Origin of the sequence: Methanosarcina sp. MTP4 (assembly GCF_000970045.1) — an archaeon.
Taxonomy (GTDB): Archaea; Halobacteriota; Methanosarcinia; order Methanosarcinales; family Methanosarcinaceae; genus MTP4.
On sequence record NZ_CP009505.1, the window covers coordinates 3,450,395 to 3,468,226 of the forward strand.

Annotated in this window: 13 protein-coding genes; 4 read left to right on the forward strand and 9 right to left on the reverse strand. The window is 45.4% G+C overall.

Annotated elements, in window-relative coordinates; translation table 11 throughout:
• Positions 1–375 precede the first annotated feature (375 nt).
• The 3 genes from upp to MSMTP_RS14475 form a co-directional block, all read right to left on the reverse strand.
• A complete protein-coding gene (gene upp / locus MSMTP_RS14465) occupies positions 376–1,074 on the reverse strand; it encodes a uracil phosphoribosyltransferase (protein ID WP_048180808.1) in 699 nt (232 codons plus the stop codon).
• 101 nt (positions 1,075–1,175) lie between these two features.
• Complete coding sequence (locus MSMTP_RS14470; protein ID WP_048180813.1) at positions 1,176–2,417, reverse strand: uracil-xanthine permease family protein; 1,242 nt, start codon at positions 2,415–2,417, stop codon at positions 1,176–1,178.
• A 561-nt stretch (positions 2,418–2,978) separates the two neighbouring features.
• Positions 2,979–6,929, reverse strand: a complete 3,951-nt coding sequence (locus tag MSMTP_RS14475; protein WP_197076096.1) for a PGF-pre-PGF domain-containing protein — start codon at positions 6,927–6,929, stop codon at positions 2,979–2,981.
• A gap of 594 nt (positions 6,930–7,523) precedes the next feature.
• On the opposite strand from MSMTP_RS14475, the gene MSMTP_RS14480 reads away from it, so the two are divergent.
• On the forward strand, positions 7,524–7,856 hold the full coding sequence (locus MSMTP_RS14480) for a carboxymuconolactone decarboxylase family protein (protein WP_048180819.1): 333 nt from the start codon (positions 7,524–7,526) through the stop codon (positions 7,854–7,856).
• A 337-nt stretch (positions 7,857–8,193) separates the two neighbouring features.
• On the opposite strand, the gene MSMTP_RS14485 is transcribed toward MSMTP_RS14480, so the two are convergent.
• Together MSMTP_RS14485 and MSMTP_RS14490 are read right to left on the reverse strand one after the other, a co-directional pair.
• Positions 8,194–9,093: a DMT family transporter gene (locus MSMTP_RS14485; RefSeq protein WP_048180822.1), complete on the reverse strand. Its 900-nt coding sequence runs from the start codon at positions 9,091–9,093 to the stop codon at positions 8,194–8,196.
• 152 nt (positions 9,094–9,245) lie between these two features.
• Entirely contained in the window at positions 9,246–9,872 is a 627-nt protein-coding gene (locus MSMTP_RS14490) for a hypothetical protein (RefSeq protein WP_048180824.1), read from the reverse strand.
• Positions 9,873–10,238: 366 nt separating this feature from the next.
• On the opposite strand from MSMTP_RS14490, the gene MSMTP_RS14495 reads away from it, so the two are divergent.
• From MSMTP_RS14495 to MSMTP_RS14505, 3 genes are all read left to right on the forward strand, one after another.
• Complete coding sequence (locus tag MSMTP_RS14495; protein WP_231582802.1) at positions 10,239–11,321, forward strand: radical SAM protein; 1,083 nt, start codon at positions 10,239–10,241, stop codon at positions 11,319–11,321.
• A 158-nt stretch (positions 11,322–11,479) separates the two neighbouring features.
• Complete coding sequence (locus MSMTP_RS14500) at positions 11,480–12,538, forward strand: L-histidine N(alpha)-methyltransferase (protein ID WP_048180830.1); 1,059 nt, start codon at positions 11,480–11,482, stop codon at positions 12,536–12,538.
• Between the two features lie 128 nt (positions 12,539–12,666).
• The gene (locus MSMTP_RS14505; protein WP_048180833.1) at positions 12,667–13,638 is read left to right on the forward strand and encodes a dimethylarginine dimethylaminohydrolase family protein; all 972 of its coding nucleotides are present in this window, start codon (positions 12,667–12,669) and stop codon (positions 13,636–13,638) included.
• 41 nt (positions 13,639–13,679) lie between these two features.
• On the opposite strand, the gene MSMTP_RS14510 is transcribed toward MSMTP_RS14505, so the two are convergent.
• The 4 genes from MSMTP_RS14510 to MSMTP_RS14525 form a co-directional block, all read right to left on the reverse strand.
• Complete coding sequence (locus tag MSMTP_RS14510) at positions 13,680–14,573, reverse strand: prenyltransferase (RefSeq protein WP_048180835.1); 894 nt, start codon at positions 14,571–14,573, stop codon at positions 13,680–13,682.
• A gap of 53 nt (positions 14,574–14,626) precedes the next feature.
• Positions 14,627–15,349 carry an amino acid ABC transporter ATP-binding protein gene (locus MSMTP_RS14515; protein ID WP_048180839.1) on the reverse strand — a complete coding sequence of 241 codons (723 nt, stop codon included), beginning with the start codon at positions 15,347–15,349 and terminating at the stop codon, positions 14,627–14,629.
• Positions 15,333–16,028, reverse strand: coding sequence for an amino acid ABC transporter permease (locus MSMTP_RS14520; protein WP_048180842.1), 696 nt, complete (start codon positions 16,026–16,028; stop codon positions 15,333–15,335). The genes MSMTP_RS14515 and MSMTP_RS14520 overlap by 17 nt, the downstream gene beginning before the upstream one ends.
• A gap of 550 nt (positions 16,029–16,578) precedes the next feature.
• Positions 16,579–17,427, reverse strand: coding sequence for a basic amino acid ABC transporter substrate-binding protein (locus tag MSMTP_RS14525; RefSeq protein WP_082090640.1), 849 nt, complete (start codon positions 17,425–17,427; stop codon positions 16,579–16,581).
• Positions 17,428–17,832: the final 405 nt, after the last annotated feature.

Genomic DNA, 17,832 nt, shown 5'->3' on the forward strand with positions numbered 1-17,832 from the left:
ATAAAAAACAGGGAGTGCATAGAAAATTATTTAGACGCTTCTCTGGATTTCTAACCAAAAATTTCTGACCGAACAAACCACCCGACTCACATCAAAAAGCAAAGATCTCATCAAAAAGCCATATATGAAAAGGGAGTTAAAATTCCGTGCTCCAGGAATTTTGCTTCCTGAAATTCAAAAAGTAAAAGACTTCCGGGGAAACGTTTAGAAAATTTTCTATTAATTCCAGTAATCCTCTAAATGAAAAAACGAGAAATCGTTTCAATAAAATAAGCCTTTTGACAAAATATCCTTCCTTAATAAAAGTTCAGGAAGTAAAAACACATTTTTCTGCGGATTACTTCCTGAAATATTTTTTTGATGCAAATTCGAATTTTATTCCAGATTATGCATTAAAGGGAGCATGGAAAAATTCAAAGGCTCCCCGAAAGCCCGGTCTCCGGCATCGCCCAGACCAGGCAGGATGTAACCTTTTTTATTCAGTTCCCGGTCGATCTTTGCCACAAAGATTTCCACATCCGGGTGAAGTTCCTTGATTGAATCGATCCCTTCGGGAGCTGCAAGGACGCCCATGATCACCACACGTTTGGGTTTCCCGCACTGCTTGATCCCTTCGATTGTCCTGATCAGGGTGGAACCCGTTGCAATCATGGGGTCGGCAATGATAAGAGTATCTTCAGGCTTGATCTGAGGGACTTTTATGTATTTCATCTCAATGTTAAACTCGGGGGCATGTCCTCTGGATGCCGAGACGATCCCGACACGCGAACATTCCAGAGTCTTGATCAGCCCTTCCATCAGCGGGATTGCAACCCTGAGCACGGTAATGATCAGGACATGCTTTCGGTCCCCGGCTGCGACCCCTTCGGTCGTTTCCAGGGGGGTCTCGACTCTTAACTTATCGTAGTCCATAGTCCGGGTGAATTCGTAGCCCATGTAGCGCCCGAGCTTTACGAGCCCTTTTCTGAACTTGATAGTGCCTGTTTCCTTGTCCCTGAGATTAGATAAAATTTCCATAAGGTAAGGGGAATCTTCAAAGGAGTACACCCCTTCCCACCGTTCATCTTTGATCATGTATTATACCTCAAATAGCCTTTTTTTCAAATTTATTTCTTCAAATAGCCTTTTTTGTCGAGCTAAATTGTAAATAATAAACACAAAATAACCGTTCTTATTTATTTCAGTAACTGATCCATGATAATGGCCGAAATCGCGCCGACTGCCATCCCTGATTCAAGGATGCTCGCAATGATCTGGGGGAAATGAGCCAGAAGTTCGGGGGACAGCTGCGGGGCACCAAGCCCCAGCACCAGGGAACTCGCAAGGATTAATGTGTTCCGGTCATTTAATTCAACCTTGTCCTTGATCAGCTTGAGTCCGGTGACCCCGATCATGCCGTAGAGAGCAGTTGTAAGCCCACCCAGCACAGGGGCGGGGATAGAAGCAAGAAGCCCGGCAAACTTGGGGATCATGGACATGCAGATAAGGATAGCGGCCCCGATCTGGACCACCTGGACACTTGCAACCCTGGTAAGAGCCACAAGCCCGATATTTTCAGAATAACTGGTGGTGCCACAAGCCCCGAAGAGTCCTGCAATAGAACAGGAAAACCCTTCGGAGGCAATGCCCCTGTTGATCTTCTCGTTGTCAATGGGGAGGTTTGCAATAGCTGTGATTGCATGGTAGTCTCCCACACTCTCAATTATGCTGACCATGAAGGCAAAAAGGATAATGATGATAGCGTTTGCGTCAAAGACCGGAGTGCCCCAGGGAAGCAGATGCGGAAGGCTGAAGAATTTCATTTCATTCACCAGCCCGAAGTCCACAAGCCCAAACCCGATGCTTACAAGATACCCGACAGCAGCCCCGGCAATCACAGGCATTGCCTTGAAAGTGCCCTTAGCCTTCAGGGCAACAAGAATCGTCGTGACAAAAGTAATAAGTGCGACAATGGAAGAGGGAAGAAGGGTGGTCCCGGCGGCATCCGCAAAAAAGTTGAACGTATACATAACAGCAACGTTGGCCAGAGAAAACCCGACAAGCATGATGGTAATCCCGGTCACGAGGGGAGAGAACAGCTTTTTTAATTTTCCGATCAGGCCAAGAGCCCCGGTCAAACCTTCAAGAATACCTCCGACGATCAGAGCCCCCTCAACCGCAGCAAGCCCTGCAGCCCCGGAACCGATGGAAATCAGCCCCGGAATAAAGGCAAAACTCGAACCCTGAACGATTGGGAACTTTGAACCGATACCTGTTTGTAAAAGTGTGGCAACGCCCATAGCAAGCAGCACCGCCTGTATAAGGAACGCTATGTCCGAAATAGGCAGCCCAATGGCAGAGCCTACCACCAGGGGAACGGTGATGGTAGCCCCGAACATCGCCAGGACGTGTTGAAAACCTAAGACAATTCGTTTCATTTTTCGTCTCCGAATGGGGTGAATCAAATGTGTTATTAAAGAATTCATTTGGGAATTCATTTGGGAATTCATTTGGGAATTCATTTGGGATTTATTTAAGAACCAAAGCTTCGTACCAGAGAATGATATTGCGTATCAAAGAATGATATGTACTTTGCAACCTAATTCAATAAAAATTAACAAAGCTAAATCCATTTCTTACTGAATCCATCCCTTAAAATAGCTCATCATTTTTATTTCTTATTCATTTGAACCGATGACACACTTTATAAGGTGAAGAAAATGAAGATCAGGAAAACTCCAGGAAAAAACCTGATCTTTGAAACCCATCCTGATGCAGAAGGAGTTTTCAAAAGCCGCCAGAACAGGTTTCCCGAGTAGTCGAACTGGTTATCTATACTTCAAAAGAGAAGTTACTTTCTGCAGAGCTTAAAAGAGAATTGCCCGGGAAAAATTAATCCGTCACCAGTGAACCCGTCACCAGTTGATCCTGAAAAAATTCACAAAAAAGAAAAAAGAAAAAAAAGGGAAAAAGAAGAGGGAAACACCCTCATCCGGCATTCAGTCTCTTCTCATGAAAAAACCGACTGCAAGCCCGATAACACCTGCAAAGATGCCGAAGCCGGGAGATTTTTCCTTATTTTCTTCGGGTTTTTCAACTTCTGATGCGGTTTCTTCCGCAGGAACTTCACCATTGACTGAGGGCTCGAGATCAAGCGTACCGGACCCGCCTTCTGCGACAATGGCAAAAGTGGAGAAGCCGGGCGTCAGAGCACTGAAGTAGAAGTAATCTGCGTCTTCGTCTTCAACTGTGGTTTCGAGTTCCACCCATTCCCCGTCGTGGTAGCGCAGGAGTTTTACGTCCTCGGCGTCCAGACCATTTTCTTCGAACCAGGCTTTATCGACTTTAAAGAAGATACTTGCTCCTTCAATGTCACAGTCCCCTGAAACGAACTCCATATCCATGTATTTGTAGACAGTGCCTTCCGGCTGTGGGACCCCTGAAGGCTGACCTGCATGGTTCTTTGTCCTGAAACGGGCATTGGAGAAGGGGTTTTTGGAATTGACCTCAATAGCATAGATGGGTTCTTTATCGAACTTGACGTTTGCTGAATCAGCCGGTTCCCTGAAGGTAACACCCTTTTCTTCCCATTCGGAAGGCTGAGGCTGGTAATGTGAAGGGCCGTTACTGTTACTTCTGCTGCTGATGCTCACTGCTGTGTGGGAATCGTAGTCATCAGGCAGTCCTTCAACGTTTCCGTAGACGTCCGTGGCGACGGTGTAGAAATAGTAGTCACCTGCTTCACTGGTAGAGAACTTGAAAGTGCCAGTGCTGCACTCTCCGTACTTGCTCCAGTCCCCACTGTCCTGTCTGTAATAGAGCTCAACCATGTCTACACCGACACTTGCCGGGTTGGTAAACCTGGTACTTACAGTAAATGAGACCGTGCCCTCACTGCTGGCTTTGGACGGGGCATTTGCCTCGGAAAGAAGAACAAGCGGGTAGGAATCGGTCTGCCGATCTCCCGAATAAGAACTGGAAATGGAGGAAATATAGCTGGCAATGCCGTATTCACTGTCTTCATCATAGCTGGCAATGTCATATGCACTGTCGGCAATGCCGTCCCCGTTAGCATCATAACTGCTCGAAAGAGTTCGGATAACCGGAGTGCCGAACGAGATTCCGTTCACGTACTGTCCTGCCCTTGCAGCATGGACAAGCTCCTTTGCGTGTACGGACGAGTTGTTGCCCAGATACAAACCACTGTAGAGGGAAGCATCAAAGTAAGAATATTCAATCCTCTTAAAATTAAACCTGATGGTACCGTTTTCATACAGCAACACCTGGAATTCGAGGGGGGATTCGCCATAACCACCGTTATAATACGAATCCTCGTATGTAGCCAAGTGATAATCGATCACCGTCAGGTTAACGGGGATTTCATTTCCTTCGGAATCATTGTCTCCTGCCAAATACCTCGTGTACCCATACCACTGAACATCCGGGAAAGTACTTTCCATGAGGGCAGTTTCAATTGGACCGGATTCCATGGTAACCTGAACATCCTTTACCTTGTCCTTGTCCTTGTCCTTGTCCTTGTCTTTTTCTGTTACAGCTTTTTCATTCAGAGTTTCAAGTTCTTCAGAGTTAACTACGAAGGTACTTTCAACCCCATGTTTTTCTGAAGCGGCTGTATATTGATGTAAGTCTTCTTCAGATCCTTCTGCGCTAAGGTCATCACAGAGAGCAAATATGAACGTTTCGTCGGGATATGTTTCAACCCAGTATTTGTGACCGTCATAGGAAGAATCATTAAGTTCCCCGGACCCTGCCGAAATCAGCTGGATCACGCCGTTGCTCACTACCTGCATGTGGGTATAGTTAACCCCATCAAGAGTGAGATTAAAGCCTATGGGAACCTTTTCTGAATAATCGTCATCTGACGTATCATTCCAGGTTGCATCGTTCCTGGTAGTGTTGAACCACTGATAAGCGGATTCAGTCAAAGAGTATTCACGGTAAACATCCCCGTAGTAGTTTCCGATGTGAGCGCTGGAAACAAGGGAGATGGGAGTGCTAAAAGACGTCTCATTTTCATAGTCTCCGGCCCTGGCTACATACATAAGCTCCTTTGAATGTTCGGAGGAATCGTTCCCGAGATACAAACCGCTGTCCAGGGAGTAGTCGAAAGAAAGATAGTCAATCCTCTTAAAATTGAACCTTAAGGTCCCGTCTTCATACAGCACTACCTGGAAATCATTGGGGTATTCACTGTAACCGTAGTCGTCATAGGTAGAAACATGATAATCTATCACCGTCATGTTGCAAGGGATCGCAATGCCCCCGGAATCAGTATCTCCTGTTAAATAGCTCTTATAACCGTACCAACCATCATCTCCTGCATAAAGGTCGTCGGAAAGGGCGAATATGAACGTTTCTTCAGGGTACCAATCTGCCCACTGCGAAGCGTAATCATAATCGTCATCATCCAGTTCCACCCCGCCTTCGGGGATGAGATGAATAACACCGTTGCTCACGACTTCCATCCGGGTATAGGTCATTCCGTCAAGAGTGAAGTCAAAACCTATGGAAACGCTTTCCGAACAATAATCATCATTCGAATTACTCCAGTCCAGGTCCTCCTGCGTGATGTTGATCCACTGGTAATCGGCTTCATTGAGGCAGTATTGATCGGATATACACCAGGAGTTGTCCGAATCACCGCCGTAAACGGGTAAGGTGAGGTTTCCACAAATAACGTTTCCGGAGAAAGTGTTCATCTCACAATAATCGTAAAGGATAATTCCATAACAATAGGAATCCGAATTACCGTTATTGATCAAAGTGTTGCCTGTAAACTCGTTGGAGTTGCAATAATCATCAAGGTAAATTCCACAACATTCGGCATCATAATCACCGTCGTTGCTCAAAGTGTTGTCAGTAAACACGTTGGAATTGCATTCATAGTAAAGGTAAATTCCGTAACAGTCGTAATCGGAATTCCCATAATTACTTACCATGTTGCCTGTAAACTTGTTGGAGTTGCAATAATCATCAAGGTAAATTCCACAACATTCGGCATCATAATCACCGTCGTTGCTCAAAGTGTTGTCAGTAAACACGTTGGAATTGCATTCATAGTAAAGGTAAATTCCGTAACAGTCGTAATCGGAATTCCCATAATTACTTACCATGTTGCCTGTAAACTCGTTGGAGTTGCAATAATCATCAAGGTAAATTCCACAACATTCGGCATCGGAATTTCCATCATTACTTACCATGTTGCCGGTAAACACGTTGGAATCGCAATCTTCGTAAAGGTAAATTCCATAACAATCTTCATCGGAATCACCGGCATTGCTCAAAGTGTTGCCGGTAAACACGTTGGAGTTGCAATCATCGTAAAGGTAAATTCCGTAACAGTCGTAATCGGAATTCCCATCATTACTTACCATGTTGCCGGTAAACTCATTAAATCCTGATTTATACAGGAAAATTCCGTAACAGTCGTAATCGGAATCACCGTTATTATACACCTTGTTGTCGGTAAACGTATTGTCGGAAGCGTTGTATTCGAGACCGGAATCATAGCCTTCAAAAAAGTCATACCCAGAGGCATCCACATAAAAACCATAGGTTTCGGAACATACGATATTGTCTGAAACCGTATTACCACTCGACGCCACCCAGACCCCGACTTCGTCCGCACCGGTCACATTGAACCCCTCAAGCGTACAGGTATCTTCGCTCAATTTGATGCAGAAATCTCCTCCAGTTCCGTTAACCACAGGAAGGCCAGAATCCGTATCCATGCCCTGCAGGATAATCCCGGTTTTGTTCACATCCACATTTTCATAATATGTCCCGCTCTCCACAATGATCGTATCGCCGGGACTGGCGGCGTTGATGGTCTCCTGAATGGATCCACTTTCATTAACGTAATGAGTCAGGGAATCTTCAGCAGCAAACTCGATTGAAGCTTCTGCCGCAGCGGTACAAATGAAAAACATTAGTAAAGAAATTGCAATAGAAATTTTTAAAAAGTTATGCTTTTTTCTGTTTTCCAAGAAGAATCGCCTCTTAATAGTCACAATACCTATTCTGGATGAAAAGCAAAGAAACAGCGGCATTTCCAAACAATAACAGGGCCGGGTGAGAGAGATATTGCTTAGATTTGAAAAGACAAAATTTCCATTTATCAACATGTCCGGTTTACTTCCTCACCTTATAGTCTTCTGCCTGCCGTCCGTCTACCACGATCTTACCCATTCACCCAGAAATTATCCAAGATGACTTTTGATATAAAAAAAACAAGTTATATAATTTAAACATAACTACAGATGCACAGAAAAATCATAAAAAAATTAAAACTATGGGCAAATATATTCAAGTAAGATATGCAGATATTTACAAATTGAAAAAAAAACTGAGAAGGAAATACAAAAAGAAATATAATATTATCTTTGCAAATTCAAACTGTTTGAAAAAAAGATATTTCAAAAATATTTGAAATAAACTTAAATAGCAAAAATGCCATAGTGAATAAGAAACCTACTTAACACCGTTAACATCAGAGCAGCCAACATAAAAAAGGAGCGAACCCAATGAGAATGCTGGAAGAATTTTTCCCGGAATTCACCGAGAAACTTGACGAAATCGATCAGCTCTACACAGAAAAACGGACGATTGACGAAAAGACCTACCAGTTCATCTGCTTTGCCCTCTCGATTAAGGGCAGGTCAAAACCCTGCGTCCTGAAGCACTTCAAAGGTGCCCTCGAAGCCGGGGCCACGGTCAAGGAACTTTCCTACATCTTTGCCCTGGTCATGCGGGAAGCCGCAGGCGCCGACGACTGCTGGACCCATGACGTTATCGGGGACTGGAAAGAAATTTTGAAAGGAAACGTTTCCTGCGGCTGTGCAGGAGACGAAGAGTAAGAAGCCCCTAACCAAAAATCAGACCTGATCAAAACTTCAGATCTGACAAAAGATTCCTTAGTTGACCAAAACTTCAGACCGGACCAGAAAATTCCTTAGTTGACCTTGAAATCAAGAAATAGCGATGGGAAAAGTAAGTCACCATTTAATGCATTCACCTCGCAACTCCTTAACCCATTTGCTATTTCCTGGATCAAATCCATTTGTGTTCAGTTATTGCAGTGAACTTCTTAATCATGAAAGTGCTGTGTGTACTTCCATTTATTTGAACCTGTTATTCAACAAATTTAATGTCCTCTTTTTCAGCTCTTTTTTCAGCTCTTTTTTCCATATCTCCCTAATTGTTTTTCTCCGAAAAACTGGCTATCAGGACCCCGGAAATAATGAGGAAGCTCCCTATAAGATGGTAATACCCGAATTCCTCATGCAGCACAAAGACCCCTGCAACAACTGCTATAACCGGGCAGAGGTTCATGAACACGGCTGACCTAGAAGCTTCCAGTTCCCCAAGGCTGTAAATGGTCAGGAAAGATGTTCCAACCGAGGTAAAGAGACCCAGATAAAGTATCCCGAAAATGAACTCCGAATTGTACAGCAGGGATAATGTATCTTGAAGTGTCAAATGTTCAAGCCCGAGGGCCAGCAGCAAGAACACGAAAGCCCCGTTTGCCATCATCCCGAAGGTAAGGGTCATGGGATCAAAACTTTTTGAAAGCTTCCGGCCCGTAATTATGTAAAGAGAAGTGGAGACCACGGACAGAAGGGTGAAAACCACGCCTGAGGAATTGAAATCCCCGGCATCTCCATTCATTAAGAAAAGGAATACGATCCCGGCTATGGATATGAAAAAAGATCCTAACTGTTTCGGGGTAAGTTTCTCCCCCAGGAAAAACATCCCGAAGATCCCCACGGATACCGGGATTAAGGCATTAATGAGCCCTGCCTCTGAAGAGGAAATATACAGCAGACCAAGCGCCTGGAAGGAGAAAAAGAGAACCGGTTGAAAAGTGGACAAAACAAGCAGGTCTTTAAGCTGGCTCCTGTTCAGATCAAGCTTTACGTTTATGAATTTCAACTTGAGCAGCAGGGACATAACAATGAAAGAGAGCACGAACCTGAAAGCCAGGGTTGTGAAGGGAGCTGCGAAAGCCAGGGACTGTTTTGTGAATAAGAAGGTGAGGCCGATAAAAACGGCATTAAAAACTGCTGCAAGGTATGCTAACGTTTTTTTCTCCATGGTGCAAATTCAGGATGAAAAAAAGGGTATATAATTTTATTCCAGAATAAGGGAAAAAAGAGGTTGAAAAGGAAAGAGGGATGAAAAGGAAGGAGGCTGAAAAGAAAGAGGGATGAAAAGGAAGGAGGCTGAAAAGGAAAGGGGCGGAAACCTCAATTTTCCGCTGCCGATTCTTCAGGTATGGCCCCTCCACCCGGAGCGTATGCAAATTCCGTCCTTTCTTCCGGATCACCATCAACCCAGGCTTCAAGATAGTAAGCGTCATCCGTTTCCAGCTTTTCCGGAACACCGTTTTCTCCGAAAGTTACCGAAACTTCCCAGTACCCGTCCTGAACAACGGCACATTCCCCGGAAGGCCACCAGCTTACCGGTTCGTCCCCGTAAAATAACCGGGTGCGTATACAGGTCCCGTCCGGAAGAGTGCTGACCCCGTAAAACCTGAACCTATTGTCCAGAGTCCCTCCCCCGCTTATAGCCCTGATTTTAGCCCCGTTTTCTTCCCGAAGCCTCTTCAATTGTTCTTCAACGTGCCTTTTGCGGTTTTCCTCTTCATTAATTATTGCTTCTTCGAGATACTTTTCCTCTAAATAATAGGGCAGCTCCTGAGAATTCTGGCCCCCTTCAGGGGAATATTCCCCGAGAACCGCATTATCGACAGCTTCTTCACTTTCATTAATTCGAGCCTCGTCGTTTTCTTCACAGCCGGAAATAAGGGTTATAGCCGCCACCATTACCAGCATGAGCAGAAAATGGGAGAATTTAAAGCCTTTAAACGACACAGAAAATCCCTCTAAAGAGAATGGCAGGATAATGGATTATATAAGTCTTTCATTTTCAACACAAAAATAAAATTGAAAAGCCCGATAGGAAAAAAATAAAGATGAGAAATAACCTGGAATCCGAATAAACAATAAAAAGATTTATCCATCTTTAGGAAGAAACACTTAGTTTCTTACAACTTGATAAGTACGCAGTTTCTATATTCCCTCTCTTAGGGGCAAAACTTATTAAATAAGATACACAAATTATTTAATGAGTCCCATATGTTTTTCAGTCACTTATAATTTTAAAATATGTTGGGGGATGAACATATTAATCCGGATAAAGAAAACTTTTTTTCACCACCTCCGATTCTGAGAGGGTACATGTACGGGGCAAAGGAAGCCTATGAAGCCAGGGACTCGGGTCGGCTTCTGGCGATACGCCTTGAAACAAACACTTCATGCAACCTCCGCTGCCGCTACTGCTATGCGCAGAGCGGAGGGGATTCGGTAAAAATAGCTGATTTTGATGTGTTGAAACGGGTTATTTCCGAAGCAAAGGAACTCGGGATAAGGTCCGTGGTCGTGATCGGGGGAGGAGAACCTACTCTTTACCCGGATTTCAGGGAATTGATTGCTTACATCGACTCCCTCGGGATCATACCCATGATGTTTTCAAATACTGTTTTGATGACGAAGGACCTTGCAGAGTTCCTTTACGAACACAACGTCTCAGTAATGGGAAAACTCGATTCCCTCAAGCCTGAAGTACAGGACTACCTGGCAGGCCGGGAAGGTTCGGCAGTCGATATCCGCAGGGGGCTTTCAAACCTAATGGATGCCGGTTTTAACGAACCTGCCGAACCGGGAAAACTCAGGCTTGGGATTTCCTTTGTGAGCAACAGGCTGAACCTCGAGGAAATAGAGGATATCTGGCACTTTTGCCGGCGGAACAACATTTTCCCGAACATGGAGATTCTAACACCCACGGGCAGGGCAAACGAAGAACTTGCGGACAAGATGCTCACCGCCGATGAGATTCAGGCCTACAAAATGAAGCTGCTTGACATCGACCGGAAATACTACGGATATGACTGGCTGCCCTATACGCCGATCACCGCAAGCGGCTGCCTGCAACACCTCTACAGCCTCTATATAACCATAGACGGAAGCGTCAGGCCCTGCGCCCCGACCAAGCTGGATGAGCACCCTGCCCTGAAGGTTAACGGGGAATATCCCTGCAACATTAACAAAATGAGCCTGAAAGAGATTTTCGATTCCGAACTCTTCAGCTACGTCCGGAATATTGACAAAGTCCTTGAAGGCAGGTGTGGGGACTGCAAACACCTGAACGAGTGCATCGGGTGCCGGGGTTATGCTTACAGCGTGGGGGTGAACAAAGGAATGAACCCCCTGGAAGCGCTCAGGATGGAATGTCAGCAGTGCTTTAAAGATTCACTTGAATGAGACACCTAGGGCCTGGCGGGTATCGTCAGAATTACAAAAGCCTGACCTGCAGAGAAGCTGAACAGTAAGGACTGAAAGGAAAAACTTAAAGAGAAGATAGGCTTAAAGAGAAAATAGACTGGAAAGGAAAATAAAGACGGAACAGGAGAAGAGACAGGATGCAGGGTACGGGACAATTAAGAAAGGATTCCGGGAACGAAACAAAGGTAGTAATGATCGACGAGGAAGGCCTTGAAGAAAAACTGTATGAAAGCCTCAAAAAGTATGAACTTCCCGACTACTTCCTGTACACGGGCAGCGGAGGAGCCAGAAACTGGTTAAATCTGGACGAGTCAAAGACATTTCCCATAGCCCGTAAGCTCAAAAACCTGCTTGAGGAAAATCTTATCTCGATAGTGAAGTTCATTCCCACAGGGATGAACTTTGTAAGCATCGGAGTAGGAAGCGGGGAAAAGGAAAGAATCATCCTCAATGAAATGATAAAAAAAAATGAAGAAGAGGCTAAAAACAAATCCGAAGAAGAAGTCTTCGGATCCGGGAAAAAAAAGCAACTCCACTATTATCCCATCGATATAAATTCCCGGATGGTCGATATAGCCCTCGAAAAAGTGCAGGACCTGCCTGTGGAAAAAAAAGGAATCGTAGGTTTTATAGAAGATATGCCGCTCCTGAAAAAACACTGGCACCTTCCGGTCCTGTTTTGCATCATGGGAAATACATTTTGCAACTATGAACCGGACTTTATCCTGAAACTGGTTGGGGAAAACCTGGAGTCAGGAGACCTCTTCATGTTCGACGCACACATCTTTCCCGCCATTGACGGAAGCGATGACGCAAAGTCCATGAGAAATAAGGTCCTGGCTACATATTCTTCAAGGGAAAACGCTCTCTTCAACGTGTACCCGCTGCTCCACTACGGAATGGCCCCTGAAGACTTTGACTTCGAACTACTGCTCTCTCGCATAGAATCAGGGACAGAAGGATCCCTGTACAGGACTCGCAAGACCCTGCAAATCCTCAATGATACCGAGATAAGGGTCGGCCCCGGCACTGTGAAATTCAAAGAAGGGGATGTCATCAAGATGGGGTTCACCTACAAATATACCTTTGAACAGATCTGCGCGTTCCTGAATAAAGAAGGATTTGAAATCCTCAGGAAGTTCCTGAGTGAAGACCGGACCAATGTCATAATCCTGGCAAAGAAGCGTACCTCGTAAACATAGAATAACAAATCTAAAAAACACATCTAATGAGAAACTCTGATTCTAATAAGCACACCTTATAAGCACACCTTATAAACACAGCTGATAACACACCTGAAAAATCAGAAAATGGGGAGTTGAGAATGGGTTGTCAGATAGAGAAGATTAACAGCGTGAAAAAAACAGAATCATGTATCGCCTATGGCTGCGATGAACTGGGGAGACTGAAAAGCGTACTTTTGCATACTCCGGGAGAGGAACTCTCCCTGATAAACGAATCGAACTATAAATACTGGCTTTATGATGAAGTCCCGGAAATGTCTGCGTACATCGAAGAACACCGGCAGTACAGGGAACTGCTCGAGTCAAACGGGGTAAAGGTCCACGAACTCTCCGATTATGTGGAAGAAAACAAAGCTCTGATAGGAAAAATGCCCAACCTCACTTTTCTGCATGATACCGCGGTAATCTCCGAAAAAGGGGCCATGATTTCAAAAATGCGCCCTCCGGCCAGGGAAAACGAAGAAGTTGTCGTAAAAGAAGCCCTGGACAACCTTGGCATACCTATCCTGAACGAGTTCAAAAGCAGCAACGGTTTTTTCGAAGGCTGTCTCCTTCTTTCAAGGGATACCATATTCGTTGCGGAAACCGAGAGACACACCTATCCTTTTGTCAGGGAATTCGTCTCAAACATCCTCAACGAGTTTAAAGAAGTGATCTATGTCCGCACCCCCAAAGCCCGCCGCTACATGCACCCGGATACCATTTTCAACAGGATAAGGGAAGACCTTGCCCTGGCATACCTGCCCGCCTTTGAAGAGACCTGCCTCTTCACCCGGGATTCCAGGGAAAAGATCGATTTCAAGGAATTCATGCAGCAGAGAGGCATGGAAATCATCCCGGTCTCGGGTTCCGAACAAAGTCGTCTTGCCTGTTCCTTCGTACCCCTGGAAAGCGGAACTATCTTCCACTACGACATAGCCCTTGACGGCAAGACAAAAGAAGCCCTGGCCGAAGAAGGAGTGGAAATCATTTCCTTCCACCCGGAAGCCATCCTCGCAGGAGGGGGAAGCCTGCGCTGCCACACCCTGAGGCTTTGCCGGCGGAAGGATTAAACGAGGTAGGGGAAACGAAGTAAGGGAAAATAAGAAAAAAATTAGAACGCATAGTCAAGGATAATCGAAACCGCATAGACAAGCAGTGAGGCGTGATAGAGGGGGAGGGCAAACAGGCCCGCCTTCGGACTCTTTTCTTTCAGGAGCTTATAGTTAGCAATTACGATCAGGCCAGCGCCCAGCATAAAACCGTAGATCGCTGTTGTCCCGAGCTGCCCCAGGAACGGGACCGCTGCAAGGAAGTGCAGGAGCGTAAAACCTGCAATCCAGTAGAGAGTCCCCTTAGCCCCGTAAAGCACGGTTATTGAATTCATGCCCCTTGCCCGGTCATTTGCGATATCTGCAAGGTCGTTTACTGCCAGGTGCGCCATAGTCCAGGGGTAGAAGAAGAGCATGTAGAGCAGCACGGTCATGTCAGGCTGCCCGTAGCAGAGGTAGCCTGCAACCGGGAAAAGGGTAAAATCCGTCCTTCCCAGGAGCTGGGCTATCGGGTATTTCTGGTCCCTTTTTTTCACCTGGTAAAAGGCTTCGATCCCGTAAGAGTAGAGCATGATGGCAAAGACGTAGAGGGAATTCGGGAAAGGAAGCGTAAAAATCAGCGCGGAACTAATCCCTGCGAGCAGGAGAAACGTCCGGAGGGCGCTCTTGGAAGAAATCTGCCCTGAAGGGAGGGGTCTCTTCTTGAAAGGCCTCCAGTACTTTGTAAGGGTATGTTCCACGTCCAGCTTATCCCGATTCTGGTCCACATAATCATTGAGAACAAAACCGGCTTCAAAACCGAAAATTCCTATCAGAGCCGCCTTTATGGTCAGAGGCCAGGAAAAGCCCCCGTAGTTCTCAAAAGCAAGGACCAGGCCCGAGCAGAAGATCAGGGGCCAGGCCGGAAGGAAGTGGGCGCGGATGAGGTCGATGTAGGCTTTAAGGGTGTTTATCATTGGGCGTCCTCGTGGAAAAAAGAATGCGAAATAGGAAATAGGAAAAAGAGAGATCAAAGAATCTTACTCAAAAACGACTTTGTCCTCTCGTTCCGGGCGTTGCGGAAGATATCTTCTGGTGTTCCTTTCTCCACAATTACACCTTCGTCCATAAAGAGCACGCGGTCCCCGACTTCCCGGGCAAAGCCCATTTCGTGGGTCACGACGACCATGGTCATGCCTTCTTTTGCGAGGTCTTTCATGACGTTCAGGACTTCCCCTACCATTTCGGGGTCAAGAGCCGAGGTGGGTTCGTCAAAAAGCATGACTTTCGGGCGCATGGCAAGGGCTCTTGCTATTGCGACCCTCTGCTGCTGGCCGCCTGAGAGGGAACTGGGGTAGACGTTGGCTTTGTCTTCCAGACCAACCTTTTTCAGGAGATCATAGGCGCGGTCGTAGGCTTCCTTTTCGGAAAGACCCCTTACTCTCATAGGAGCGAGAGCCACATTTTTAAGGGCGGTCATGTGGGGGAAAAGATTGAAGCGCTGGAAGACCATCCCGACTTCCTCGCGGATCTTGTTAATATCCACTTTCGGGTCCGTGACCAGTTCTCCTTCGATCCTGATTTCTCCTGCAGTGGGGGTTTCGAGAAGGTTCAGGCAGCGAAGGAAAGTGCTTTTTCCGGAACCTGAAGGCCCGATCACACAGACGACCTCCCTTTCGTCAACCTTTTCCGTGATCCCTTTCAGGACCTCAAGCTTTCCGAAATGTTTGTGAAGATTATTCACTTCTATCACTTACACCAAGCCTCCTCTCGATATATGCAAGTATACGGGAAATTCCCATGGTCAGTGCCAGATATACAAGGGCAACCGAAATGTATGTGGGAAATGCCGCAAAAGTCTTTGAGACATAGAGCATCCCGTTCTTTGAAAGTTCGTGCACACTAATGATTGCAAGCAGGGACGAGTCCTTCAAAAGCGCAATGAACTCGTTTCCGAGCGGGGGGATAATCAGTTTTACAGCCTGAGGCATGATGACATCCTTCATCGCCTGCCTATCCGTCATCCCCAGGGAACGGGCAGCTTCCATTTGCCCCCTGTCAACGGACTTTATGCCCGCACGTACGATCTCTGCGTTATAGGCTCCACTGTTGATACTGCAGACCACGATCCCGGCAATGATCGGGTCGATCCTGAAAATCTGCCCCGTAGCAGCAGTTATCAACCCCGGAATTCCGTAATAGAAAAGCAGGATCTGTACGAAGAGGGGAGTCCCCCGGATAAAATCAATATATACGATACTGGGAACTTTGAAAAACGATCTTTTAGAAAGTTTTCCAAAAGCTGCAATTGTGCCGAGAATGAGTCCAAAGCAGATTGAAAAGGTTGTGACCTCTACGGTAATTACCGCACCCCTTAACAAACTTGGAAATACAGCAGCGGCATGTTCAAGGTAAGAAACTAAAAGAGACAAAACTCCGACCTCAACTTTTTATAAATTTTTAATTCCGTTACGCAAACTGGACCTTGCCATAAATAAGGCATCTTTTGCGGCATTAGCTGTTATGGATAAGATTTCCGGGACCATGAATCTCGAACGGGCAAAGCACCCTTTTCAGAGCCTAAATCCCGTAAAAACACAGCAACACCTATTAATTGAAAACTTTTCACTAAACTTTTCCACTTTCACAAATACCTGTTTTACAGAAATATATAGGTGCTTTAGACTTTTCAATTATATAAATTAAATGATTTGAGGAAAATCGACATTTGAAGCGAATAACAGGATAAAAAGGAAAAGGTAAAGAGAGCGAAATAAAATGGAAAGCAAAGAGAACAGAATAAAATGGAAAGCAAAGAGAACAGAATAAAATGGAAAGCAAAGAGAACAGAATAAAATGGAAAGCAAAGAGAACAGAATAAAATGGAAAGCAAAGAGAACAGAATAAAATGAAAAGTAAAGAGAACAGAATAAAATGAAAAGAAAAAAAAGTGAGCATAACAAAAAGTTATGCTTAAAAAAATTACTCGGTAACGTTCTCTTCTGCAACGACTTCTTCAGTTACGTTCCCTTCTGCAGTGTCCTCTTCTTCCATGTACATCGGGAGATCAGAAATGAGCTCGTCGTACTTGCCGCTGTCCTTCACGTTCTGAAGCCCTGTGTTGATCTTCTCAAGAAGTTCGGTGTTGCCGGTGCGGACTGCAAAACCGTAGGACTCACTGTTAAGGGGCTCGCCTACGACCTTGATTACACCCGGCTGTGCAGCAATGAAAGCGTTGGTCACGGGTATGTCGTTGATCATGGCATCTGCTCCGCCGATCTTAACCTCTTCGATGGCTTCGTTTACGTGGGGGAAGTCCTTGATTTTGGCAATGGTTCCGTTGTTCATGAGTTCTTCTGACTTAAAGTACCCGGTGGACCCTGTCTGAACAGCGACGGTCTTGCCCTGGAGGCCATCAACACCCTGGATATCTTCATTGTCTACTGCAACTGCGATAGCCAGCCCTGCGTTAATGTAAGGTTCACTGAAGTCGACCTGTTCCTCACGGTCTGGTCTGATGGTCATCCCGGAGGCGATAATGTCAATGTTTCCAGTCTGAAGAGCCGGGATAAGGCCTGAAAAGTCCTGGTCCTGGTAGATAACCTTGAAACCCTGGTCTTCTGCAATCGCATTCATAAGGTCAACGTCAAAACCGATGACATTACCTGCATCATCCACAATTTCGAAGGGAGGGAACTGAGCTTCCGTGCCTACATAATAAGTAGACATCTCCTCAACTGCACCTTCTTCACCCTGTTCGGCACAGCCAGCTGCAAAGACAACTGTCGTGATGACGAGGAGAAGTGCCAAGATCTTAAGCATTTTTTTCATAATCGTACCTCTGAAAATCTCTTCTTAAAATATAATAATCTTTAATAAAACTACAAAATATATATGTATAAGTAGTTAATTAGAGAAATACACCTTTATTGTATAATTATTTTATTATTTCGGACGGTTAATAAGTAGGTGCCGAATGACGGTTATCCTCTGATGGTTACCTTCTTTTGTCGGGACTATTCACCCGGATTGTATATTTCCTCAAGAAATGAAAACATACAGCTGATTCTCCAATCTCACCAAAAGGTCTGAGAGAAAAACCTGAGAAATCGCCGTACCTCTCATTGAGATTGCAACAAAGCTTACAATAATTACGGAGAGGATTGCCCCCAGCAAACCCCACTTTTTTTATTAATTGTCACACCCACACCCATTTTTATTAGATAATCGAGTTTG